The sequence below is a fragment of the Pseudomonas sp. CCOS 191 genome (genome assembly GCF_001007005.1).
GTDB classification, from domain to species: Bacteria; Pseudomonadota; Gammaproteobacteria; order Pseudomonadales; family Pseudomonadaceae; genus Aquipseudomonas; species Aquipseudomonas soli.
Window position 1 is genome coordinate 2,106,845 of sequence record NZ_LN847264.1, and the last position, 21,079, is coordinate 2,127,923.

Below are 21,079 nucleotides of genomic sequence, written 5' to 3' on the forward strand. Positions count from 1 at the left end.
CTGGCGGCATCCACCCCTATGCCGAGGTGTCCGTCATGCGTTCGACGTTGTGCCTGCTTTCATTGCTGATCGCCCTGCCGCTGCAGGCCGAAGAGAAGGTCGTCAACCTGTACAGCTGGGCCGACTATGTCGCCCCGCAGACCTTGGAGCGTTTCGAGAAGGAGACCGGCTACAAGGTCCGCTACGACACCTTCGACACCACCGAGGTGCTGGAGACCAAACTGCTCACCGGTGGCAGCGGCTACGACGTGGTGGTGCCGTCGGCCACGGTGCTGGCCCGAGCCCTCAAGGCCGGCGCCCTGCAGCCGCTCGATGCGCAGGCGATGCCCGGCTATGCCAACCTTGACCCGGACCTGTTGGCCAAGCTGGCCGAGGCCGACCCCGGCAACCGCCATGCCGTGCCTTACACCTGGGGCACGCTGGGGCTGGGGGTGAACGTCGAGGCCGTACGCCAGCGCCTGGGCGATGTGCCCCTGGACAGCCTCGACCTGCTGTTCAAGCCTGAGTACGCCAGCCGCCTGAAGGACTGCGGCATCGCCATGCCGGACTCACCCCAGGAGGTGATCGGCGTGACCCTCAACTACCTGGGCAAGGACCCGTACAGCCAGGACAAGGCCGACCTGGACGCGGCGCAGGCGCTGTTGCAGCAACTGCAACCGTCGATCAGCTACGTGGCCAATGGCCGTCAGATCAACGACCTGGCCAACGGCAGCGTGTGCCTGGCGCTCACCTACAACGGCGATGCCGCCATGGCCGCCGATCAGGCGCGCCGCGCCGGCAAGCCCTTCGAGCTGATCTACCGCATCCCCCGCGAGGGCACGCTGGTGTGGCAGGACAACCTGGTGATCCCCAAGGACGCACCACATCCGCAAGCCGCCCGCGCCTTCATCGCTTTCATGCTGCGCCCCGACTCGGTGGCGGCACTGACCAACACGCTGTTCTTCGCCAACGCCAACCAGGCCGCCACCCCGCTGGTGGACGCGGCGATCCGCAACGATCCGGACATCTACCCGTCGGCCGAGGTGCGCCAGCGCCTGTTCGCCGACCGCAGCATGGCGCTGGCCGACCTGCGCCAGCGCAACCGCCTGTGGACCGCCTTCCGCAGCCGCCAGTGAACGACAACGACAGGAGACACACCGTGGACCTCGCCCAGGACAACGACCAGGCCATCACCCGTGACAGCCTCTATGGCACCGCTGCCGAAAGTACCTACGCCGGTATCACCAGCTTTTCACGGCGCCGCTACAGCCGCGACCTGCGGGGTGTCGACGTGGTGGTCAGCGGCGTGCCGTTCGACACCGCCACCAGCAATCGCCCCGGCGCGCGCTTCGGTCCGCGGGCGATCCGCGCCGCCTCGGTGCAACAGGCCTGGGCCCGGCACTGGCCCTGGGCGTTCGATCCGTTCGACCACCTGGCGGTGATCGACTACGGCGACTGTGCGTTCGATAGCGGTACGCCGCAGTCGGTGCCGCAGAGCATCGAGGCGCATGCCGAGCACATTCTCGAGGCCGGCTGCGCCATGCTCACCTTGGGCGGGGACCATTTCATCAGCTATCCGCTGCTCAAGGCCCATGCCCGTCGTCATGGCCCGCTGGCGCTGGTGCACTTCGACGCCCACAGTGACACCTGGCCGGACGAGGAGGGCCAGCGCATCGACCATGGCACGATGTTCTGGCACGCGGCGCGGGAAGGGCTGGTGGACCCGGCGCGCTCGGTGCAGATCGGCCTGCGCACCACCAACGACGACAGCCAGGGATTCGCCATTCTCGACGCCCGCCAGGTGCATCGCCAGGGCACCGAGGCGATCGTCGCTGCCATCCGCCAGCGGGTGGGCGACCGGCCGGTGTACCTGACCTTCGATATCGACTGCCTGGACCCAGCCTTCGCCCCCGGCACCGGCACGCCGGTATGCGGCGGCCTGAGCACGGTGCAGGCGCTGGAGATCCTTGGCGGGTTGCGCGGGATCAACCTGGTGGGCATGGACCTGGTGGAGGTAGCGCCGGCCTATGACCATGCCGATATCACCGCGCTGGCCGGCGCGACCCTGGCGATGGAGATGCTGTGCCTGTATGCGGCGCGGCACAAGGTAGACAGCGCCGGGTGACGCCAGGGCTGCATGGCAGCCCCTGGGGGCGCATACTGAAACATCAGGACCCAAATTCATCCTTTTGCGTCGAACCCTGCGCGCCGTAGGCTATCCAACCTTCGAGCGCGCCTTTTCGTACCGGAGGTGAAGCATGAATCCCACACTGCCAATCCTGGGCCTCGGCCTGGTGCTGGCGTTGCCACTGCAGGCCGCGCCCTTGGCGCCGCCACTGCTTGCCGCCAACGACAGCAACAACCCCTACAACAGCCCGATCATGCGCGCCAACCCCAACAGCCGGCAGGGCAGCGTGCCGGCAATGCCGCCCGTGCGCGGCCCGTCCACGCAACCCAACCCGCGTCCCCCCACCCTCGACAACCGCGGTATCGGCAACGGTGAAAACCTGCGCCGCGAGCAGCAGACCCCGAACCTGGAACCCACCCGGCCACCACGCGACTCCCTACGTGTGCCGTGAGCCCTTGCAAAGGAAGCGAGCATGACCCCACGCACCTGGTTGACCACTCTGGCCGCGGCCAGCCTGTTGCCCTTGCTCGCGCAGGCCGCCGCTGAGCAGCAGTACCCCAGCGAGGAGGGCCGGCTGACCGTCAGCACTGTTGCCGACGGCCTGCGCAATCCCTGGGCGCTGGCCTTCCTGCCCGGCGGCAAGGACATGCTGGTCACCGAACGCCCCGGCAACCTGCGCATCGTCAATGCCGAGGGCAAGGTCGGGCCGCCGCTCTCCGGCGTGCCCAAGGTCTGGGCCGAAGGGCAGGGTGGCCTGCTCGACGTGGTGCTCTCGCCTGAGTTCGCCAAGGACCGAACCGTATACCTGTCCTATGCCGAAGAGGGTAGCGATGGCAAGGCGGGTACCGCCGTCGGTCGTGGCCAGCTGACCCAGGACCAGTCGCGCCTGGAGAACTTCACGGTGATCTTCCGCCAGCAGCCCAAGTTGTCCGAAGGCAACCACTTCGGCTCGCGGCTGGTGTTCGACCGTGACGGCTACCTGTTCATCGCCCTGGGCGAGAACAACCAGCGTGCCACGTCGCAGGACCTGGACAAGCTGCAGGGCAAGATCGTGCGCATCCTGCCCGACGGCGAGGTACCCAAGGACAACCCCTTCGTCGGCCGCAAAAGCGTACGCCCGGAGATCTGGTCGTTCGGCCACCGCAACCAGCAGGGCGCGGCGCTGAACCCCTGGACCGGCAAGCTGTGGACCCACGAGCACGGCCCGCGTGGCGGCGACGAGATCAACATCCCCAAGGCGGGCAAGAACTATGGCTGGCCGATCGCCACCCACGGCATCAACTACTCGTTACTGCCGATTCCAGAGGCCAAGGGCAAGCACGTCGATGGCATGGTCGACCCCCATCATGTGTGGGAAAAGTCGCCGGGCATCAGCGGCATGGCGTTCTACGACAGCCCCACGTTCAAGGCCTGGGACCACAACCTGTTCATCGGTGCGCTGGCGACACAGGAGTTGATCCGGCTGAAGCTCGATGGCGACAAGGTCGTACATGAAGAACGGCTGTTGGGTGACCTGAAAGCCAGGATTCGTGACGTGCGGGTAGGGCCGGATGGCTATCTGTACGTGTTGACCGATGCCAAGGATGGCGCCTTGCTGAAGGTGGGGCTGACAGAGGGATGATCGTCCCGGCGTAAGCCCTGGGGCAAGCTACTGCAGTTGCCCTGGGGCAATGTTGTGGGAGCGGGCTTGCCCCGCGATGGCGTACCATGCGCGGCATGACTCCCGAATCCCTTTATCACAAGGCGCTGGCCGAGCGCGGCTACGTTCCCGATCCCGCCCAAGCAGCCGCTGTGGCGGCCTTGCAGGCCTGCTTCGACGCCCTGCTTCAGGGCCAGCCGACGCAAGGCCTGTATCTCTGGGGCCCGGTCGGTCGGGGCAAGACCTGGTTGATGGACCTGTTCCATCGCAGCCTGCAACTGCCGGCCCGGCGCCAGCATTTCCATCACTTCATGGCCTGGGTGCATCAGCGCCTGTTCCAGCTCAATGGCACCGCCGACCCGCTCGCGGCCCTGGCCCGGGCGCTGGCCGAAGAGATACGGGTGTTGTGTTTCGACGAGTTGTTCGTCAGCGATATCGGTGATGCGATCATCCTCGGCCGTTTGTTCCAGGTGTTGTTCGATCACGGAGTGGTGATCGTCGCCACCTCCAACCAGCCGCCCGACCAGCTGTACCGCGATGGCTTCAACCGAGAGCGGTTCCTGCCGGCCATCGCCGCCATCGAGCAGCACATGCGCGTGCTGGCGGTGGCGGGGGAGCAGGACCACCGCCTGCATCCCGGCCTGCAACAGCAACGCTACTGGGTCAGCGAGGCAGGGCAACCGAGCGCGCTCGCCGAGGTGTTTTGCCAGTTGAGCCCGGCCGATCCAGGCAGTGAGCAGCCGCTGCAGCTCGGCTCCCGGCGTATCGGCGTACTGCGCCGCAGCACGCAGGCCCTCTGGTGCCACTTCAGCGCTTTGTGCGAGGAGCCCCTGGCCGCCATGGACTTCATGGCCTTGTGCGACCGCTTTCCGGCAATTCTGGTCAGCGGCATTCCGGCCCTGGGTGGCGTCCAGCAGGCCGGGCGCATTGCCCGCGGTACCGAGGACGGGGCCGCCCGCGTCGAGGCCGGGGATCGCCAGTTGCCGACGCTGGCGCCTAAGGATGACAGCGTGCGGCGCTTCATTGCCCTGGTGGACGAATGCTACGACCGTCGGGTGTTGTTGTACCTGGAAGCCGAGGTGCCGCTGGAAGCGCTCTACACTCAAGGGTATCTGGCGTTCCCGTACCAACGGACCCTGAGCCGGCTACGGGAGATGCAACTGCAACGCTTCGCCTGAAGGAGCCGACCATGGAGCCGCTGTCGCATCATCTGCTGACCCAGGCCTACAACAATGGCTGGGCCAACCACCGCCTGTACAAGGCCTGCCTGCAACTGACCCAGGACGAGTTCGTCGCCCCCCGCTGCAGTTTCTTCCCGTCGATCAAGGCCACCCTCAACCACCTGTTGACGGTGGACTGGTTCTACCTGGATGCACTGGAGTGCGAGCAGCGCGGCGAAACGCCGGATCCGGACGGCGAGCGCTTCTTCCAACCCGAGCAGCCTTTCGCCACCTGCACCGACCTGCAGGCCCAGCAGGCCCAGGCCGACCAGCGCCTGATCGCCTATTGCCGGCAATTGCGCGACGACCAGTTGCGGCGCTACGTGAGCATCGTGCGACCGGACCGGGTGCAACAGGAGCAACGGTTGCGCTTGCTGTCACACCTGTTCGAGCACCAGATCCACCATCGTGGCCAGGTGCACGCGATGCTCAGCGACACGGCGATCAGGCCACCGCAGTTGGACGAATTCTTCTGCGAAGAGGAGGCCTCACTGCGATCCGCGGATTTTGCCGCGCTGGGTTGGAGTGAGGCGCAGGTCTGGGGGCAGCGCTGAGCGGCGTTCAGGCGGTTTCGTCACCTGCCAGATCGTGGGCGACCTGCACCAGTTGCTCGAGCTGGTGATGCACCATGGCGCGGTCCAGCTGCACCAGGGGCTGGCGATTCCACAGTATTTGCATGCCGGTGAGCGGGTCGACACCGATCACAGGCTTGCAGGTGTCCTGGCAGAACAGGTTCTGTTCGCCCCAGCGTATGTCGTCGATTGCGGGGAGTTCGATGAACATCAGCAAGTGGTCCGCCGGGTGCTCGGTGACGTTGCACACAAAAGACCCCACGCGCAGGCTGATCACCGGCTCGAAGGTCAAGGGGGGCTCCAGCTTCAGGGCAGCGTACAGTTGGGTCAATGCATAGTCATAGTTCGTGCCTGACATGGCGAGCTCTCGATCAAAGGGCTTGCCACGGTAGTCAGTGCATACCCTGCAAGATAGCGGGTGTGGTCGCCATTTTTTAGCTGCCGGGCTTGCTGCTGTTCGGCACAGGCGTGCTTCGCATTGCCTTACAGAGCTGATGAATTTCCTACAAGTGATGGCGAATAGCCTCCCTCTCGATGAGGACAATCCCTGCGTTCATTCGTGGGAAGGCGCCGTAGTCTGTGCCCCTGTCTGCATCGCGGAGGCAAGGGCTGCACGGTCATTCGAATCTTGCACGATCTGCTGCCCGACGATGCGTAAAGGGTCCTACGGGAAGCAGGGCCTCGCGTGATAGGGATTTCTCCAGTTGAGGGCTGGTGTGTGCAAGGTCGGCAGTTGGATGTTGTCGGGGCGGGGTTTGCGTCCCAGGGGCACGAAGGCTTCTACGCAGTGGTGGCGGGTGAGCTGGTGCTGCGCGAAAAGGACGACATCATTCACCTAAAGGCAGGCGAGCTGCTGTTCGTCAAGCGTGGCACCTACCTGGTGGCGACCCAGTGGCAGGCATGCGAAGTGCTGTGGCTGCCGCTGGACGTGAATTTCGTGCAGGCGTTCGTTCAGCGTCATGGCAAAGACCTTGCGCACCTCGAACGCCGTGACGAGGAAGGTTTGAATACCCTCCGGCTTCGACCCTGCGCGATGGCACAGGAGTGCGTGACTCGCCTGTCGGCGCTCGGTGGCGAAGGCACTTCGTCGATGCTGGCGATGCTGCGCCTGGAGGAGCTGTTGCTGCTGCTCATCTTCGGACCGCAGGGGCGCAGCTTGCTGGCGGCATTGCGGCAACAGGGCAATCGCCATGTCGATCGCCTGCACGTATTCATGGAACAGCACTATCTGCGCGAATGGCGCCTGGACCAGTACGCCCAGGCCTTCGGCTTGGGCCTGACGGCGTTCAAGAGTTTGTTCAACACCCTCTACAACTGCTCGCCACGGGCCTGGATCACCGAGCGCAGGATCGTCCACGCGCACCATCTGCTGCTTAACACGCGCATGAGCATTGTCGACATCGCCATGGAGAGCGGCTTTTCCAGCCAGTCGTATTTCAGCCAGAGCTACCGCCGACGGTTCGGCCGTACCCCCAGCGATGCCCGCCGTGGTTGACAACCTTTCTGCCCCTCTAGCTGCATGGACGATGCCCGTATGAACACGCTTTTGAACCGATTGGCCCGACAACTGGGTATGTCGCCCTGGCTGGCCAATGGGCGCGGTGACTATCACGTGTGCATCGAGGGGCACAGCCTGTACCTCGAGCCGAAAGGCACACAACTGTTGATTCGCAGTTCGCTGTCGTCGCTGGCCGGTCAAGGCGACAACCTCGACCTGCATGTCTTGCGCCGCTTGATGGGCATGCTGACGGGGTGGGCCCAGCATTGTCCGCAGAGGCTGGTGCTGACACCTGCGAGAGAGCCGCTGCTTGAGGCACAGGTAGACCTGCCCCAGGCCAATCTTGACATCCTGGATCACGTGCTGGGTGCTCAGGTCGGCCTGCTCGCCCTCCTGTGCGAGCAACAGGCTGATCCAGTGCCTGTGACCCACGGAGGAGCTCGCGTATGGCTGCCTTGAGGTCGCTTGCCGCCGGCTTGACGGCGCTGTTGGCCAGCCTTGCGGCCCAGGGCGAGCCACTGGATTGGCCCCAGGAGCCGTTCCACTACGTTGCCCAGGGCGAGAGCCTGCGTGACGTGCTGGGCAACTTCGCCGCCAACTACCAGGGGGCGGTGGTGGTCAGCGACAAGGTCAGGGACCAGGTGAGTGCCACGTTCGAGCAGCCGGACCCCGAGGCGTTTCTCGAACAGGTCGCCGTGCTGTTCAACCTGGCTTGGTACTACGACGGCGCGGTGCTTCATGTCGACAAGTCCAGCGAACTGCAGACCCGGCTTGTCCACCTGGACAAAGTGCGCGAGCCGCAATTGCGCGCCGCCCTGCAGGAGGGTGGCGGTTGGACTTCGCGCTTCGCCTGGCGCGCCGCGGCGGGTGGGCGGCTGGTGTATGCCTCGGGTCCGCCGCGTTATCTCGACCGCGTCGAGCAGACCGCCAAGGCCCTGGAGCAGCAGGCTGTGTTGCAGGACGAGCGCGGTGGCAGCCTGAGCGTCGAGGTGATCGCGCTCAGGCATGCGGTCGCCGAGGACCGCGAAATCGACTACCGCGACCAGAAGGTGGCGGTACCTGGTGTGGCCACGCTGCTCTCTCGGGTGCTGACGAACGCCGATGTGCGGGCGGTGGAAGGCCAGGCTGTGGCGCAGGGGGCGCCAGTACGCTCCGGTCAAGCCGTTGTCCAGGCCGAAGCGTCGCTCAATGCCATCATCGTGCGTGACCACGCCGAGCGCATGCCCATGTACCGGCGCCTGGTGGCGGCGCTGGACCGGCCGGCGGCACGCATCGAGGTTGGGCTGACGATCCTGGACATCAACGCCGAGCATCTGGCTGAGCTGGGGGTGGAGTGGCAGGTCGGCATTGGCACTGGCAAGCACCAGCTGATCGACATCCGCACCAGCGCAGGCCAGGCGCAAGGGACGCTGGCCGGCAGCCTGGTCGACAGCCGGGGTGTGGACCGGCTGCTGGCCAAGGTGATGCTCATGCAGGGAGAAGGGCGCGCCCAGGTGGTGTCGCGGCCGACCTTGCTGACCCAGGAAAATACCCTGGCGGTGCTGGACCACAGCGAAACCTATTATGTCCGGGTGCTGGGCGAACGCGTCGCCGAGCTCAAGGCGATCACCTACGGCACCCTGTTGAAGATGACCCCGCGCCTGATCCGCAGTGCGGAGCGGCCGGAAATCAGCCTGAGCCTGCATATCGAGGACGGCAGCCAGAAGCCAAACAGCACGGGCCCCGATGGCATACCCACGATCAGTCGCACGGTCATCGACACGCTGGCCCGGGTCGACCTGGGGCAGAGCTTGATGATTGGGGGCATCCACCGCGACGAGACAAGTGAAAGCCTGCGCAAGGTCCCGTTGCTGGGGGACATCCCGTTCCTGGGGGCGTTGTTTCGCTATCAGTCCAGCAGCACACGCCGATCGGTTCGGCTGTTCCTGATCGAGCCGAAGCTGATCGATTCTGGGCTGGCAAGTGTCGGCAATGGTTTGAAGGCAGGCCCTGCCCGTGATGAGCGCTCTTGAGATGAGTTTCAAGCTGCGGGTCTACAGTGGCCTGAATGCGGGGGCCGAAGTGTCCCTGGCGCCCGGCCGGGTAGTCATCGGCGCCGACCCGGCGCAAGCCGACCTGGTGCTGGTGGACGCGGGGATCGCCGCCATTCACCTGGTGCTGATGGTAGAGCCTGGCGGAGTACGCCTGTTGGAGTGGGGAGCCACCGAGCCACCTACACAGGCCGGGGTGACGGTAGTGGCGGATGTCGAGTTGCAGGCACTGGCCATCCAGCGTTGTGGCCCGTTGTGCTGGGCATTCTGCACAGAGGGCGGGGTATTTGCCGAGCGGCTTCCCGAGTCGGTCCCCCGGCCCGGATTGCGGGCTGGCTGGTTCATGATCCCGGGCGGCGGTGTGCTGCTGTTGCTGGCGCTGCTCTGGCGACTGCTGATTCCAGAGGCTGAAGCCCAGGGCAAAGCGGACACAGCCGCTCCCCAGGTCGTGCCACACAGCCTGCCCGCTCCACAGGCCCGGACGCGCCTGGCCCAACTGCTGCGCGAATGGCGCCTGGAGGATGCCCTGACCCTGGAGGACCGCGGTGACACCCTGGTGCTGCGTGGGGCACTGCATGACCGCCAGCATCAGGACTTTCTCAACCTGCAACGCCAGTTCCGCCAGGTATTCGCCGAGCATCCGCTGTTGAAGCTGGTCGATGAGGGCAGGGCCGCTGTGCCCGGGAAACTCGATCTTCCGGTACGAGCGGTGTCACTGGGGCGAGTGCCCTACGTGACGCTGACGGACAACCGCCGTTATCCGGTAGGCGCGCTGATGCCTTCCGGTATCCGCATCCTGGCGATCGATGGTCAGGCGATCACTTTGCGCAAGGGTGGGCAGGACTACTCGATCACTCTCAAGGAGCGCCTCATCAATGATGGATGAGCTATTGCAGGAAACACGTGACCCACAAACCCGCGCCCGGATGCACAGGGCGCTGGAACATGCGCGGCAGGCCCGCGCCGAGCAGATGTCGCGCCCCTTGCCGCCCACGGCATTCCAGGCGTTGCACGACGAGCGAACGGCCCTTGAAGCGGCCTTGAACATCCTGGAAAAACTGAAGGAACATTGAAATGACAGGTATCAGCAGCGGATTCCACGACGGCACCAGCAACACCATGGACATGGTCCACGAAGGCATGGTCAAGCAGGCGCGAGAGGCCAACAAGGCCGTCCTCGAGTCGCTCAGCAAACTCAACGAGAAAAGCGACGACCCCGCGTTGCTGGCCGACATGCGCCACCGTTCGAACATCTGGTCCAACGTGTTCCAGGTCGATGCGACCTTGGGCCAGACCTTCAAGAACACCATCAGCAGCATCCTGCAGAAGTTCTGAGCATGGAGTACTCGCTGAACAATCTGATGGCGCGCCTGGGCTTGCTGGGTGTCGAGCACCATCACCATGACGAAGCGATGGCGATTGCGCGTTGGCTTGCCCGGCAGCCGCAAACCATGGAAGCCGCCTGTGCGATACGTATCGCCGGCCTGATGGGAGCGGGACGTTGCGAGGAGGCCCTGGCAGAAGGCAACCAGGCGCCCTGGCCATCCCTCGGCCCATGGCTGGCGCTGTGCGAACGCCAGCTTGGCTACATGGCGGCGCTGGAACGGCGGCTTGAGTGCATGGTGCAGAGTGAGGATTGCGATCTGATCCGGTTTGCCGAGGGTATGCGTGCCCAGGTGGTGGCATGAACGGGTTGACCCTGTCGCTGTTGACGAGTGCGCAAACAGCTTCGATCCCGCAGCCCGTTGCTGCGGATCGGGACGCTGCTGCATTTCAGGCATGCCTGATCGAGCAGGCGCCAGGCGCCCCGGAGCAGAGGCGGGGCCCGGCATTGGCAGAGCAACAGCGTCTGCAAGTGCTCGCCATGGCGATGGACCTGCTCAACGATTCCTTCACAGTGGAGAGCGACACATGAGTGGCATTGCCGAGGTGACCCGTGTGGTCACCGACCTGCAGTCCCTGGCGGCACCGGACGTCGACCCCCGCCAGGTGGCCGAGTTCGAGCAGGCGCTATCCAGTAGTGCCGGCAGCTCTGAAGAGGGGGTGTTGCACAAAGTCGCACAGCTCAGTCAGCAACATGCCGAAGCCAGGCAGGGCGCGTATGTCAGCCTGCTCTCGGGCGTGGGTGATCCGGTGGCATTGATGGATGCCTGTTGGACACTGACACGCACCAAGCTGCAGGTCGAGCTGATGGCCCAGTGTTCGGGAAGTATCACGAAGAACCTCGACACCCTCATGAAAGCCCAGTAGGTGCCCTGTGAAGAATCCATGGCAGTGCTTGCTGCTTGTGACGGTACTGCTGCTGGGCGGGTGCAAGGTCGAGCTGTACCTGGGCCTCGGCCAGCGCGAAGCCAACGAAATGCTCGCGGTGCTGGGGGCCGAGGGCATCGATGCGGTGAAGGCGCAGGACAAGGACGGCAAGGTGAAGATCCTGATCGGCGAGGCCGACATCGGCCACGCGGTAGCCGCGCTCAAGCGCCAGGGCTACCCCCGGGAGATGTTCTCCACGGTCAGTGATGTGTTCCCCCGGGACAGCCTGATCTCGTCGCCGCTGGAGGAGCACGCGCGGTTGGCCTATGTGAAGTCCCAGGAGTTGTCACGCACCCTGTCGGAAATCGATGGCGTGCTGGTGGCGCGGGTGCATGTGGTGTTGCCGGAGCCCCGCGACAGCCTGCGCGCAACGGCTCGTGCAGCTTCGGCTTCGATCTTCATCAAGCATGCGGCGGACGCGGCGCTGGACCTGTACATCGGGCAGATGAAACAGCTGTTGAGCAACAGCATCGAAGGCCTGGACTACGAACGCATCAGTGTGGTGCTGGTGCCTTCAACGCAGGCTCGCCAGCTGTGGCCAGGGGAGCGTCATGCGACGCTGTTGTCGATCCACGTGATGGAGGGGTCGCGCCTGCGTCTTCTTGCGCTGATTGGGACATTGCTGGGGGTGCTGGTACTGAGCAATCTCGCGCAGTACCTGTGGTGGCGCCAGCGGGCATGAGCATAACCCCGTTTCAGCTTCGCTACTGCCCGGCGCGGTACCTGCACCAGGCGCATTGCCCTGAACCGTTGCGGCAGGTGGCCCAGGCCTTGCCACACTGGCGTCGGGACAGCTCGATCAATGGTTGGTTGCTGTCGGCGCTGGACCTGGCCGAACCCTTTGAAATACCGGAGCGGCTGGGTGGGCTGGCCCTTTATCCGCAGCCAGCATTCGAACGTGTCCTGGCCACTGTTGGCGGCTTGTTGCATGGCCAGGCCATTGTGCGACTGCTCGACCGAGCCGACCAGGCGCGTTTGCGCCACGCGCTCGGCGATCAGGGCCTGCGCTATTGCCTGGAGAAATGGCGGTTGCTCATCGGTCCATGGCCGCTAGGCTGGCAGCAGGCGCTGCCAAGCGGCGCGCTGGAGGTGGAGCTGCCCGTGCAGGGCCTGGCGTTCTGGCTACAGGCCTGCGGTTGTACCGATCCCGGTTTTGCCCGGCGCCTGGCCCTGCGACTGCCTGGCACCGGGGCATTGCCGACCTGGCCGATGAGCGACGATCAGCGCGCCCTGGCGCGCATCCTTTGTCTGAAAGTGGCCCGAGACAGGAGCCCGGAATGTTGCCATTTATTGAACTGAATGATTGCCGGCCGATGCTCGAGCCAGGCTGTACTGTGTTGTGCGGTGCCGACTACCAGCGCTTTCTCGAGGCCGGCGCATTGACCGAAAGCGCTCGCCAGCGTGCCAGCGACATCGATGCCCAGGCCGATGCGGTGCTCGAGGCGCAGCATCGGCTTGGGCGGGAGGTCGGGCTGGAAATGGCCGCGGTCGAGCAGGCGGCGCTGGTGCACACTGTGCGGTTGCGCTGTGACGAGTTCTATCGCCGAGCCGACCGGCAGATAAGCGAGGTGGTGTACCAGGCGGTGGCCAAGGTGCTGGGGGCATACCCGGACATCGAGCTGACGCTCGCGGCCACACGTCAGGCGTTGGCGCAGGTTCGCCCACGGGAGGAGCTGATCCTGCACGTGCACCGTGACCAGGTGCTCGAGGTTCGTCTGCGTATCGATGCAATTCTCGAGCAGTTTCCCGACACGGGCCCCCTGAAAATTTGCGGTGATGCTCGGCTTGCGCGCGGCGGTTGCCGACTGGAAACCGAAGGCTGCGTCATCGACGCCAGCATCGAGGGGCAGTTGAGCGCTTTGCAGCGGGCGTTGTTGCAAGGAGTTCCCGATAATGAGCCTGGATCCGCATGAGCCCGCTCGAACATGGCCATGAAGCGGTGCTGGCCGCCGCTGCGCGGGCTATCCGCGATGACCAGGAGCGCGATGCGCAGCTCCTGGTCTTCTGGGCGCAGCTTCGTCAGCCTGCTCGACCATCTGTGCGGGAGGACATTTTGCCCGTGCGCCGGCCATTGCCGCAGCGTGGGATCTTGGTATAGCACCTGGCCCCAAGTCCTGCAGAAACGGTCAAAACCTGTTCAGACCGGCGGCGTCTTCTCTTGCGCCTGCAACCAGCGGATCACCTCGGCGACCGGCTGGATCAGCTCGCCGGGGATGTATTGCTCCTCCAGGCTGTCGGCGAACAGCGCCCGTGCCAGGGGGATGCGTTCCAGCACCGGCACGCCTTCTTCCTCGGCGATCCGGCGCACCCGCAGGGCCTGTTCGTCGGTGTACTTCAGGGTGACCAGCGGCAACGGGGTTTCCCCGGCCTCGTAGCGCAGGCCCACGGCGATGTGGGTCGGGTTGGTGACGATGACCGACGAACGCCTGACGTCCGCCCGCAACGTCCCTTGTTGCAGCTCACGGTGGCGTTTACGGCGCTCGCGCTTGAGCTCCGGCGCGCCTTCCTGCTCCTTGTGCTCACGCTTGACCTCATCCTTGCTCATGCGCAACTGCCGGTGATGCTGCCTGCGCTCCAGGCCGTAGTCGGCGGCTGAAATCGCCATGAAACCAACGGCACAGACGCCGATCAGCTGGCCCAGCAGGCTGCCCAGCACAGGCAGTATGCAGCCGATGCCGCACAGTGGGACTCGCAGCAACGCGTGCAGGTTGTCGCTGAGCAGGCCGAGCACCAGTGCGCCGAGCAACAGCACCTTGAGCAAGGATTTGAAAAAGTCGAGCAGGTTCCTGACCGAGAAGATTCGCTTCATCCCCTCTACCGGGCTGATCTTCTTCAGGTCGGGTGAGAGCGATTGCGTGCTGAACACCACGCCGGTCTGCAGCAGGTTGCCCGCGCTGGCGGCAATCAACGTGGTCAGCAGGAACGGCAGGGTGAGCCACAGCAGTTCGTGCAGCAACTGCTGCAGCATCAGCTCCAGTGCCTGGCGAAACGGCAGGTGGAGCAGGGGCTCGGGTAGCAGCATCAGCGCTCGCAGGTGCCCGAGGAAGTAGTCGGGAAAGCCCAGGGGCAATACGGCCAGGCTCAGGATCAGCACGCTGGATACCAGTTCCTTGCTCTTGACCACCTGGCCGTTACGTCGTGCATCGCGCAATTTGGCCCGAGTGGGATGCTCGGTCTTCTCCGTGCTCATGGCTGCTCCAGCAAGGGGCCGAGCAGGCGCACCGCGTGCAGCGCGCTGAATACCTGATCCTGGGCCTGCGCCATCAGCAGGTACAGGTAGGGCACCAGCAACGCGCTGCAGACCAGGCTCTTGATCGGCATGGACAGGATGAACACGTTCAGCGTCGGGGCGAAACGGCTGATGAGTGCCAGGCCGAACTCGGCGAGGAACATGGCAATCAGCAGGGGGGCGGCGAACAGTATGCACAGGGTCATCAGGTAGTCGAACTGGGCCAGGAAGAACGCGCTCCAATGGTCGCTGATCTGTGGGTAATAGCTCGCCACCGGCCAGCTGGCGTAGCTGCCCAGCAATGCACCGAGCAGTCCCAGGAAGGCGCCACCGGTAAAGAACAGGGTGACCAGGGTCTGCAGCAGCAGCGCTCCGGTGGGGCTGGTCTGGCTGCCCAGCAACGGGTTGAGGGTGGACGCCAGGGTCGCGCCGCGTTGGTTGTCGATGAGAAAGCCGCAGGCCTCCAGCGCCCAGAACGGGATGCACACGATGAACCCGAGCAGCAAGCCGAGCAGCACTTCCTTGCCAATGAGCAGCCCCAGTTGCAGACCATCCAGGCCTGGCGGCAGCGTGCCCGCCACGCTGGGGTAGAGGAACAGCGCCAGTGAGCATGCCACGCCATTGCGTACCAATGCGCCGCCCAGTACCTGCTTGCCGAGGATCGGCAGCACGATGAAGCAGCTGAACAGCCTGGGCAGGATCAGGCTGAAGTTCAGCAGGGCCTGTTCCAGTGCATGGACAGTCATCGCACCCACAGGACTCGCTCGAGCACCAGGTCGGTGTAGCGGTAGAGCTCGCTGCCCATCCAGTCGGCCGTGACGAACAGGGTAACGACCACTGCGACCAGCTTGGCGACGAAGCCCAAGGTCTGTTCCTGCACCTGGGTCAGGGCCTGGACCAGCGACACCAGGGTGCCCACCAGCGCGGCCATCAGCACCGTCGGCAGTGACAGGATCAATATCAGCCACAACGCCTGGCTGGCAAAGTGCAGGACTTCGGTACTGCTCATCTCAGCCCCCGTAGCTCAGCACCAGGCCGTGGGAGAGGCGCCCCCAGCCATCGAGCAGGACGAACAGCAGCAGCTTGAACGGTAGCGAGATGGTCACTGGCGACACCATCATCATCCCCATGGCCAGCAGGATGTTGGAAATGATCAGGTCGATGGCGATGAACGGCAGGTAGATCAGGAAACCGATCTCGAAGGCCCGGGTCAGTTCGCTGATGGTGAACGCGGGCAGCAGGACGAGCAGGCTGTCGCCTTCGACCTGTTCAGCGTAGTGGTTGGGCCACAGCTGACGAGTGCTGTCGAGAAAGAACGCGCGCTCGCGTTCGTTGACATGTTTGTCGAGGAACGTGCGAAACGGCCCCAGGCCCTCGTCGAGAAAACGTTCGATCGAGTGGGCATCACCGAGGGCCGTCTCATGGGCATTCAGGTAGTCGTAGGTGGCCATGCCCACCGGCGCCATGACGTAGATACTGAGGATGATCGCCAGGCCATACAGGGCCATGTTGGGTGGGATCTGCTGCACACCCAGGGCGTTGCGCAGTAGCGAGAAGACCACGGTCATCTTCAGGAACGAGGTGGCCATGACCGCGATGAAGGGGACCAGCGACAGCAGCGCCAGGCCGAGGATCAGGCTCAGTTCGTCCGGCAACTGGATCATGTCGGGTCGTTTTCCAGCAGCCGGGTCACGCGCACCCCGAGGCGGCCGTCGATGCGCACCAGCAGGCCGCTGCCGATACAGCGCTGGTTGGCGAGAATGCGCACCTCGGCTGCCAGCGGGCTGTGCAGCTCGATCAGGGCGCCAGGCTGCAGGGTCGACAGCGTGTGCAGGTCGAGGGTCTGGCGACCGACCTCGAAACTGACCGCAATCGGCAATTGCTCCAGTTCCCCCAGTGCGGTATCGGGCAGCGGTAACGAATCGTGCATGCGGACTAGCTCCAGATGTGTGTCGTCGAGCAGCAGTTCTGCCCAAGGGTGGCCGTCGAGCACGCCGAGCAACCGGGGTGGCATTGGCGCGGCGACGGGCAGCAGCAGGATGTCGCCCATGCCGAGGCCACGCAGCTCGTGCAGCGACAGTTCGAGGGGGGGCCATTGCAGCGAGAGGTTCAGCGCGATGTTCAGGCGTTCGCGCAACGGGCGCCGCGGCAATGTGGCCAGCAGGCGCTCGTAATCGCCTATCACCCAACAGGTCAGGGCGCTTGCGGCATGCTTCAGCGATACTTGCAGGCAGGGCCTGCTCTGATAGCCGCCTGCCGGTTCGATGCCCAGGCATTGCAGGCCAGGAAGCCAAGGGCTGTCCCGTTGCAGCAACGCCAGTTGCAATGGCGCCGGCAGGCTGGCGAAGTCGGCGTCCTGCAATTGCGGCGCCAGCCATTGCGCCAGTTGCTGCCGACGGCACAGCAGGCGCGCCGACACGCCTTGCCAATCGACCAGCACGGCCAGATCGGGATCGTCCTCGCAAGAGGCGATGCCTAGCAAGGCTTGGCGCTCGGCGTCGACATAGCTGCGCTGGCGATGACTCAGCAGCCGCTGCAGGTGCAGCTCCTGTTGGGAAGCTGATGGGAAACTCGCTGGGTTCATGGTTCGGGCCACCACTCGTCGAGCACGTGGCGCCGGTTGCGTGAACCTTGCTCGCCGCCGCCGTTGGCGGCAAAACCGAGGCTGACCTGCTGCGCAGGATCAAGCCGTTGCAGACGATCGAGCAGGTCCGCGCAAGCCACCTGCAACTGCCGCAGACTTGCTGGTGCGGCCTGGATCTCCACCTGCAAGCCTGCGCCGCCATGGCGCATGTGCACCTCGACAGGTCCCAGCTGCGGCAACCGAGCACGCAGCAGGGTCAGTTCACGGTTGTCGGCCTTGCAACCGAGCACTTGCAGTTGCAGGCGATCCACCAGTGTCTGCAGGTCTTCGGTGAGTGTGATACCTGGGGAGGACAATACCCTGTCTACCACTGCACGTTCACAGGTCACGGCATGAACCGGGGCCGGTACGGCGCTTTCATGTGGTTGCAGGCGACTTGGCAGGTTGTCGGCGTGCTCGCGAATGTCTCGAGGCATGGCCTCGGGTACGCTCTGGACCGTCGGCCCGGGCGCCTCGATTTCTTCGGGCACCGTCGAGGTGAACGGATGACTGGCAACATCCTCGGTTAGCGCGGGTGGTTCAGGCGCAGGTGGATAGTGGTCCGTCCGGGGCATGGCAGGCAGCAACGGGTAGCCAAGGCCTAGATGGCCAGATTCCCTAGGCATGCCCTGCCTTTCTGGTGGTAGCAGCAGCTGTTCGAACAACAGCCGCTGGCTGTTCCGAGGAGGCGAGCGAGGCGTGTCAGTCGAGGGGGTCAATAATGCAGGTAGAGGCAGCGTCTTCATGGTTGCAAGCCACCGTGTAAACAGTGCTCCTCCAACTCGAGCTCCTGCCTGCATTCCGCCAGTCGAGTGGCGCGTTGATGTGCCTCGTCCCGCAGTTGGACGAAGCTGTCCCTTTTTTGCCGAGTCTGGGCGAGCTGCGCTTGTGCTTGCTGGTGTGCCGTGTACCGGCGCGCCAGAGCTTCCGTGCAGGCAACGACTTGCCCATGCAGGCTCGCTTCGCGCTCACCGAGCAGGCTGACCTGCCGACGCCAGTGCTCCAAGGCACGACAGTCGATCAACTGGCCGACATGCGCGGCGAACAGGCGCTGTTGTTCTTCGCGGGACCCGCGTTGAAACGCCAGGTGCGCGTCGACGGCCTTTGCCTCGGCTTGCTCTGCCGCCTGTAGCAGGGCCAATTGGTTTCGCGCTTCACGCTCGGCCCGCTGGAGTCTGCGTTGCTTGATTTGCGCAAGGGCGGTCAGGGGCATCGGGTGATCTCCAGCAGTTGGTCGAGGCTCTGTCGCAGCGAGACGTTCTCGTCGCAAGGCTGGCACAGCCAGGTGCGGATGGCTTCGCGTTTGCCGATGGCCTGGTCCGCGAGCGGATCCTGGCCCTGCGTGTATTCACCGATCCTGAGCAGCAGTTCGACTTCCTCATACCGGGCCATCCATTCGCGCAGTTGCCCGGCGGCGGTACGGTGTTCCGGGCTGACCACCTGGTTCATGACCCGGCTGACCGAGCGCAGCACGTCGATGGCCGGGTGGTGGTTGGCGGCTGCCAGGGCCTGGGACAGGACGATATGGCCATCGAGGATCGAACGGGTTTCCTCGGCGATCGGCTCGTTCAGGTCGTCGCCTTCCACCAGCACTGTGTAAAGCGCGGTGATCGAACCCTTGGCCGATTGCCCGGCGCGCTCCAGCAGGCGCGGCAGCTGGGCGAACACCGAAGGCGGGAAGCCGCGCCGGGTCGGTGGTTCGCCCGCGGCCAGGCCGATCTCCCGCTGGGCCCGGGCAAAGCGGGTCAGGGAGTCCATCAGCAGCAGGACCTTGTTGCCCTGGTCGCGGAAGTATTCGGCGACGCTGGTGGCGACGAAGGCCGCCCGGGCGCGTTCCATGGCCGGGCGGTCAGAGGTCGCGACCACCAGCACCGCACGGCGCAGGCCGTGTTCGCCGAGTTCGTGGTCAATGAGTTCACGTACCTCGCGGCCGCGCTCGCCGATCAGGGCGAGCACGATCACGTCCGCCTCGGCGTTGCGCAGCAGCGTGGCCAGCAGGGTGCTCTTGCCGCCACCGGCGGGGGCGAAGATGCCTGTGCGCTGCCCTTCGGCGCAGGTGAGCAAACCATCGATACAGCGGACACCCAGGCTCAAGGGGGTATCGACCAGTTTGCGGCTCAGTGGCGATGGCGCGTCCCGATGCACGGGGTACCAGGCTTCTGGTGTAGCCGGCGTGCTGCTGTCGAGTGGGTTGCCCAGGCCATCCAGCACCGTCCCCAGCAAATGCTCGCCTACCCCAATGCGGTGCATGCCGCCGGTGGGGCAGACCTCGGTGCGCGTGCACAGCCCCTGCATGTCGCCCAGCGGGGCGAGCAACGCTTGGTCCTGCTGCAGGCCGATGACTTCGGCCAGCAGTTCAGGCTGCCCGCCCGGCCTGCGCAGCCGGCACAGCTCGCCGACCTGCACGCCGGGTGCCAAGGCGCGGATCAGGGTGCCGGTGACCTGGGTGACCTTGCCGTTGACCTGCACCAAGGTGGCGTTGTTCACGGCGGCCAGCAGGGCCTGGGGAGTCTGGAGCAGCGATGGCGGCATGGGCAAGGTTGCAGCGCGAATGATGGGCGCCATTCTAGGTAGCCTGCTGCGCAGCGGATTTCACTGTGAGGCGCATGTTTTTAGTTCTCGGTCGGCCACTGTTGCGCCCGGCGACAGGCTAAAAAGAAGCGGCCAGCGACAACAGTGGGGCGCTGAGCTTGCCTCTAGCATGGCGCTCATTCTTTGATGCGACGACGAGGTGGGGATGAGCGAAGGCGTCGGCTTTTTACGCAATGAGCCGGTACTGGCCATGCTGCCCGGTTGGGAGGCGCAGGGTCAGCCGACCCTGCAAGCGCGACAGGTGACACCGATGGCGCAGCAGGCCAGCATGGCGGAGGAGGTGTCCATGGCGTTCTCGTCACTGGCCAACGCGCGGCTCAGTACCCGCAGTCGCGTGACCGATGCGCGCCAGCTGGGATTGCGCGCCGGCCAGGGAGCCGAGGCCATGCTGGCCAAGGTGCCGGATGTGCAGCGTCGGTCATTGGATGAACTGGTGGCCTGGTTGCGCCAGCACCCTCAGCTGACCCCGGGTGAGCTACAGGCCCGCCTGGATGGGTTTTCCGCTGAAGCCTGTCATCGCTACCTGGCGCTGGCCTATGCCCGCGATGCGCTGGGCACGTCGGCCGATGCGCATGGTTTGGTCGACAAACTGGACCAGGCCATGGCAAGCATGACGCAGCGCCAAGGCCAGGCGATCGAGCTGGGCATCGAGATCGGTCCTTTGGCCCAGGCGACGCAGGCGCAGGGGGTGGCCGAAGTGGCGGCGCTGCGTGGCGTGTACTGCGATTTCCTGTGCGACTATCGCGGGCTCAGGCATGCCCGGGATGAGCTGCGGGCGCGCTTTGGCGATGCCGCCATCGGTGATATCGCGCAGTTCATGCTCAACGGCCTGGCCAGCCATATCAATGGGCCGTCCTCGAGCCTGGACAGCAACCGGCTGCAACAGGTCATCAGCGACATGAAGCTGGTGCAGGCGCTCAAGAAACTGGAAGGCGACACTGTCGCGCTGTTCCGCCAGCTTGCCGGAGAGCCCAGTGGCGTACGGACCTTCTGACCTGGTCGGCGACCTGCTGGCGTTGATCGACAAACGCTGGGCGACGGTGCAGGACATCCAGTGCCTGCTCGCGGCGTTGCCGCTTGGCCCGCAGGTGCAGCGTATCCAGTGCCTGCGGGAGTTGCAGCGGATCTTCCGTCTGCTGCCCGTGCAAGTCTTCAGCGACGAGGCGCAACGCGAGCATCTGTTGGCGATCTGGCAGTTGGCCATGGACCAGGCCGTCGACGATGAGGAGGCGTTGCTGTGCGGCGCGCGGGAGGCATGA

General features: G+C 64.9%; 30 protein-coding genes. 21 read left to right on the forward strand and 9 right to left on the reverse strand.

What is annotated here, in order from left to right; all coding sequences use genetic code 11:
• The first annotated feature begins 35 nt into the window (after window positions 1-35).
• From CCOS191_RS09685 to CCOS191_RS09710, 6 genes are all read left to right on the forward strand, one after another.
• The gene (locus CCOS191_RS09685; protein WP_046855000.1) at window positions 36-1,115 is read left to right on the forward strand and encodes an extracellular solute-binding protein; all 1,080 of its coding nucleotides are present in this window, start codon (window positions 36-38) and stop codon (window positions 1,113-1,115) included.
• 23 nt (window positions 1,116-1,138) lie between these two features.
• On the forward strand, window positions 1,139-2,104 hold the full coding sequence (gene speB / locus CCOS191_RS09690; protein ID WP_046855001.1) for an agmatinase: 966 nt from the start codon (window positions 1,139-1,141) through the stop codon (window positions 2,102-2,104).
• 133 nt (window positions 2,105-2,237) lie between these two features.
• Window positions 2,238-2,558, forward strand: coding sequence for a hypothetical protein (locus tag CCOS191_RS09695; RefSeq protein ID WP_046855002.1), 321 nt, complete (start codon window positions 2,238-2,240; stop codon window positions 2,556-2,558).
• A 21-nt stretch (window positions 2,559-2,579) separates the two neighbouring features.
• Window positions 2,580-3,728, forward strand: coding sequence for a PQQ-dependent sugar dehydrogenase (locus CCOS191_RS09700; RefSeq protein ID WP_046855003.1), 1,149 nt, complete (start codon window positions 2,580-2,582; stop codon window positions 3,726-3,728).
• 95 nt (window positions 3,729-3,823) lie between these two features.
• On the forward strand, window positions 3,824-4,924 hold the full coding sequence (gene zapE / locus CCOS191_RS09705; RefSeq protein WP_046857733.1) for a cell division protein ZapE: 1,101 nt from the start codon (window positions 3,824-3,826) through the stop codon (window positions 4,922-4,924).
• An 11-nt stretch (window positions 4,925-4,935) separates the two neighbouring features.
• Window positions 4,936-5,520 carry a DinB family protein gene (locus CCOS191_RS09710; protein ID WP_046855004.1) on the forward strand — a complete coding sequence of 195 codons (585 nt, stop codon included), beginning with the start codon at window positions 4,936-4,938 and terminating at the stop codon, window positions 5,518-5,520.
• A gap of 7 nt (window positions 5,521-5,527) precedes the next feature.
• Here the strand turns inward: CCOS191_RS09710 and CCOS191_RS09715 are convergent, their stop codons facing one another.
• Entirely contained in the window at window positions 5,528-5,896 is a 369-nt protein-coding gene (locus tag CCOS191_RS09715) for a CesT family type III secretion system chaperone (RefSeq protein ID WP_046855005.1), read from the reverse strand.
• 375 nt (window positions 5,897-6,271) lie between these two features.
• Between CCOS191_RS09715 and CCOS191_RS09720 the strand changes: the two genes are divergently transcribed.
• The 13 genes from CCOS191_RS09720 to CCOS191_RS09780 are packed head-to-tail and all read left to right on the forward strand — an operon-like array spanning window position 6,272 to window position 13,474.
• A complete protein-coding gene (locus tag CCOS191_RS09720; protein WP_156177527.1) occupies window positions 6,272-7,033 on the forward strand; it encodes an AraC family transcriptional regulator in 762 nt (253 codons plus the stop codon).
• Between the two features lie 39 nt (window positions 7,034-7,072).
• On the forward strand, window positions 7,073-7,495 hold the full coding sequence (locus CCOS191_RS09725) for a CesT family type III secretion system chaperone (RefSeq protein ID WP_052752590.1): 423 nt from the start codon (window positions 7,073-7,075) through the stop codon (window positions 7,493-7,495).
• On the forward strand, window positions 7,483-9,048 hold the full coding sequence (sctC, locus tag CCOS191_RS09730; protein WP_052752591.1) for a type III secretion system outer membrane ring subunit SctC: 1,566 nt from the start codon (window positions 7,483-7,485) through the stop codon (window positions 9,046-9,048). Before CCOS191_RS09725 ends, sctC begins: the two co-directional genes overlap by 13 nt.
• Before the next feature lies 1 nt (window position 9,049).
• Window positions 9,050-9,952: an FHA domain-containing protein gene (locus tag CCOS191_RS26805; RefSeq protein ID WP_052752592.1), complete on the forward strand. Its 903-nt coding sequence runs from the start codon at window positions 9,050-9,052 to the stop codon at window positions 9,950-9,952.
• Complete coding sequence (locus CCOS191_RS09740; protein WP_046855007.1) at window positions 9,942-10,139, forward strand: EscE/YscE/SsaE family type III secretion system needle protein co-chaperone; 198 nt, start codon at window positions 9,942-9,944, stop codon at window positions 10,137-10,139. The genes CCOS191_RS26805 and CCOS191_RS09740 overlap by 11 nt, the downstream gene beginning before the upstream one ends.
• Before the next feature lies 1 nt (window position 10,140).
• Complete coding sequence (locus CCOS191_RS09745; RefSeq protein ID WP_046855008.1) at window positions 10,141-10,401, forward strand: EscF/YscF/HrpA family type III secretion system needle major subunit; 261 nt, start codon at window positions 10,141-10,143, stop codon at window positions 10,399-10,401.
• Window positions 10,402-10,403: 2 nt separating this feature from the next.
• The gene (locus tag CCOS191_RS09750) at window positions 10,404-10,754 is read left to right on the forward strand and encodes a YscG family type III secretion system chaperone (RefSeq protein WP_046855009.1); all 351 of its coding nucleotides are present in this window, start codon (window positions 10,404-10,406) and stop codon (window positions 10,752-10,754) included.
• Complete coding sequence (locus CCOS191_RS28130) at window positions 10,751-10,981, forward strand: hypothetical protein (protein ID WP_046855010.1); 231 nt, start codon at window positions 10,751-10,753, stop codon at window positions 10,979-10,981. The genes CCOS191_RS09750 and CCOS191_RS28130 overlap by 4 nt, the downstream gene beginning before the upstream one ends.
• Window positions 10,978-11,316, forward strand: a complete 339-nt coding sequence (locus tag CCOS191_RS09760) for an EscI/YscI/HrpB family type III secretion system inner rod protein (RefSeq protein WP_046855011.1) — start codon at window positions 10,978-10,980, stop codon at window positions 11,314-11,316. Before CCOS191_RS28130 ends, CCOS191_RS09760 begins: the two co-directional genes overlap by 4 nt.
• Window positions 11,317-11,323: 7 nt before the next feature.
• Window positions 11,324-12,058: a type III secretion system inner membrane ring lipoprotein SctJ gene (gene sctJ, locus CCOS191_RS09765; protein ID WP_156177528.1), complete on the forward strand. Its 735-nt coding sequence runs from the start codon at window positions 11,324-11,326 to the stop codon at window positions 12,056-12,058.
• The gene (locus CCOS191_RS09770; protein ID WP_046855012.1) at window positions 12,055-12,675 is read left to right on the forward strand and encodes a SctK family type III secretion system sorting platform protein; all 621 of its coding nucleotides are present in this window, start codon (window positions 12,055-12,057) and stop codon (window positions 12,673-12,675) included. The genes sctJ and CCOS191_RS09770 overlap by 4 nt, the downstream gene beginning before the upstream one ends.
• A complete protein-coding gene (locus tag CCOS191_RS09775; protein WP_046855013.1) occupies window positions 12,654-13,289 on the forward strand; it encodes an HrpE/YscL family type III secretion apparatus protein in 636 nt (211 codons plus the stop codon). The genes CCOS191_RS09770 and CCOS191_RS09775 overlap by 22 nt, the downstream gene beginning before the upstream one ends.
• Window positions 13,286-13,474, forward strand: a complete 189-nt coding sequence (locus tag CCOS191_RS09780) for a hypothetical protein (protein WP_046855014.1) — start codon at window positions 13,286-13,288, stop codon at window positions 13,472-13,474. Before CCOS191_RS09775 ends, CCOS191_RS09780 begins: the two co-directional genes overlap by 4 nt.
• A 39-nt stretch (window positions 13,475-13,513) precedes the next feature.
• Here CCOS191_RS09780 and sctU read toward each other — a convergent pair whose 3' ends face one another.
• From sctU to sctN, 8 genes are all read right to left on the reverse strand, one after another.
• The gene (sctU, locus tag CCOS191_RS09785; RefSeq protein WP_046855015.1) at window positions 13,514-14,566 is read right to left on the reverse strand and encodes a type III secretion system export apparatus subunit SctU; all 1,053 of its coding nucleotides are present in this window, start codon (window positions 14,564-14,566) and stop codon (window positions 13,514-13,516) included.
• Window positions 14,563-15,351, reverse strand: coding sequence for a type III secretion system export apparatus subunit SctT (gene sctT, locus CCOS191_RS09790; RefSeq protein WP_046857738.1), 789 nt, complete (start codon window positions 15,349-15,351; stop codon window positions 14,563-14,565). The genes sctU and sctT overlap by 4 nt, the downstream gene beginning before the upstream one ends.
• A complete protein-coding gene (gene sctS, locus CCOS191_RS09795; RefSeq protein WP_023629663.1) occupies window positions 15,348-15,614 on the reverse strand; it encodes a type III secretion system export apparatus subunit SctS in 267 nt (88 codons plus the stop codon). Before sctS ends, sctT begins: the two co-directional genes overlap by 4 nt.
• Window position 15,615: 1 nt before the next feature.
• A complete protein-coding gene (gene sctR / locus CCOS191_RS09800; protein ID WP_046855016.1) occupies window positions 15,616-16,269 on the reverse strand; it encodes a type III secretion system export apparatus subunit SctR in 654 nt (217 codons plus the stop codon).
• Window positions 16,266-17,189: a type III secretion system cytoplasmic ring protein SctQ gene (sctQ, locus tag CCOS191_RS09805; RefSeq protein ID WP_046855017.1), complete on the reverse strand. Its 924-nt coding sequence runs from the start codon at window positions 17,187-17,189 to the stop codon at window positions 16,266-16,268. Before sctQ ends, sctR begins: the two co-directional genes overlap by 4 nt.
• Complete coding sequence (locus CCOS191_RS27170) at window positions 17,186-17,854, reverse strand: type III secretion system needle length determinant (protein WP_172670883.1); 669 nt, start codon at window positions 17,852-17,854, stop codon at window positions 17,186-17,188. The genes sctQ and CCOS191_RS27170 overlap by 4 nt, the downstream gene beginning before the upstream one ends.
• A gap of 116 nt (window positions 17,855-17,970) precedes the next feature.
• Window positions 17,971-18,441, reverse strand: a complete 471-nt coding sequence (sctO, locus tag CCOS191_RS09815; RefSeq protein ID WP_046855018.1) for a type III secretion system stalk subunit SctO — start codon at window positions 18,439-18,441, stop codon at window positions 17,971-17,973.
• Window positions 18,432-19,760, reverse strand: coding sequence for a type III secretion system ATPase SctN (sctN, locus tag CCOS191_RS09820; protein ID WP_046857740.1), 1,329 nt, complete (start codon window positions 19,758-19,760; stop codon window positions 18,432-18,434). The genes sctO and sctN overlap by 10 nt, the downstream gene beginning before the upstream one ends.
• Window positions 19,761-19,965: 205 nt before the next feature.
• On the opposite strand from sctN, the gene CCOS191_RS09825 reads away from it, so the two are divergent.
• Window positions 19,966-20,814 (forward strand): HrpJ domain-containing protein, encoded by an 849-nt coding sequence (locus CCOS191_RS09825; protein ID WP_046855019.1) that lies wholly within the window; start codon window positions 19,966-19,968, stop codon window positions 20,812-20,814.
• A complete protein-coding gene (locus CCOS191_RS09830; protein WP_046855020.1) occupies window positions 20,795-21,079 on the forward strand; it encodes a TyeA family type III secretion system gatekeeper subunit in 285 nt (94 codons plus the stop codon). Before CCOS191_RS09825 ends, CCOS191_RS09830 begins: the two co-directional genes overlap by 20 nt.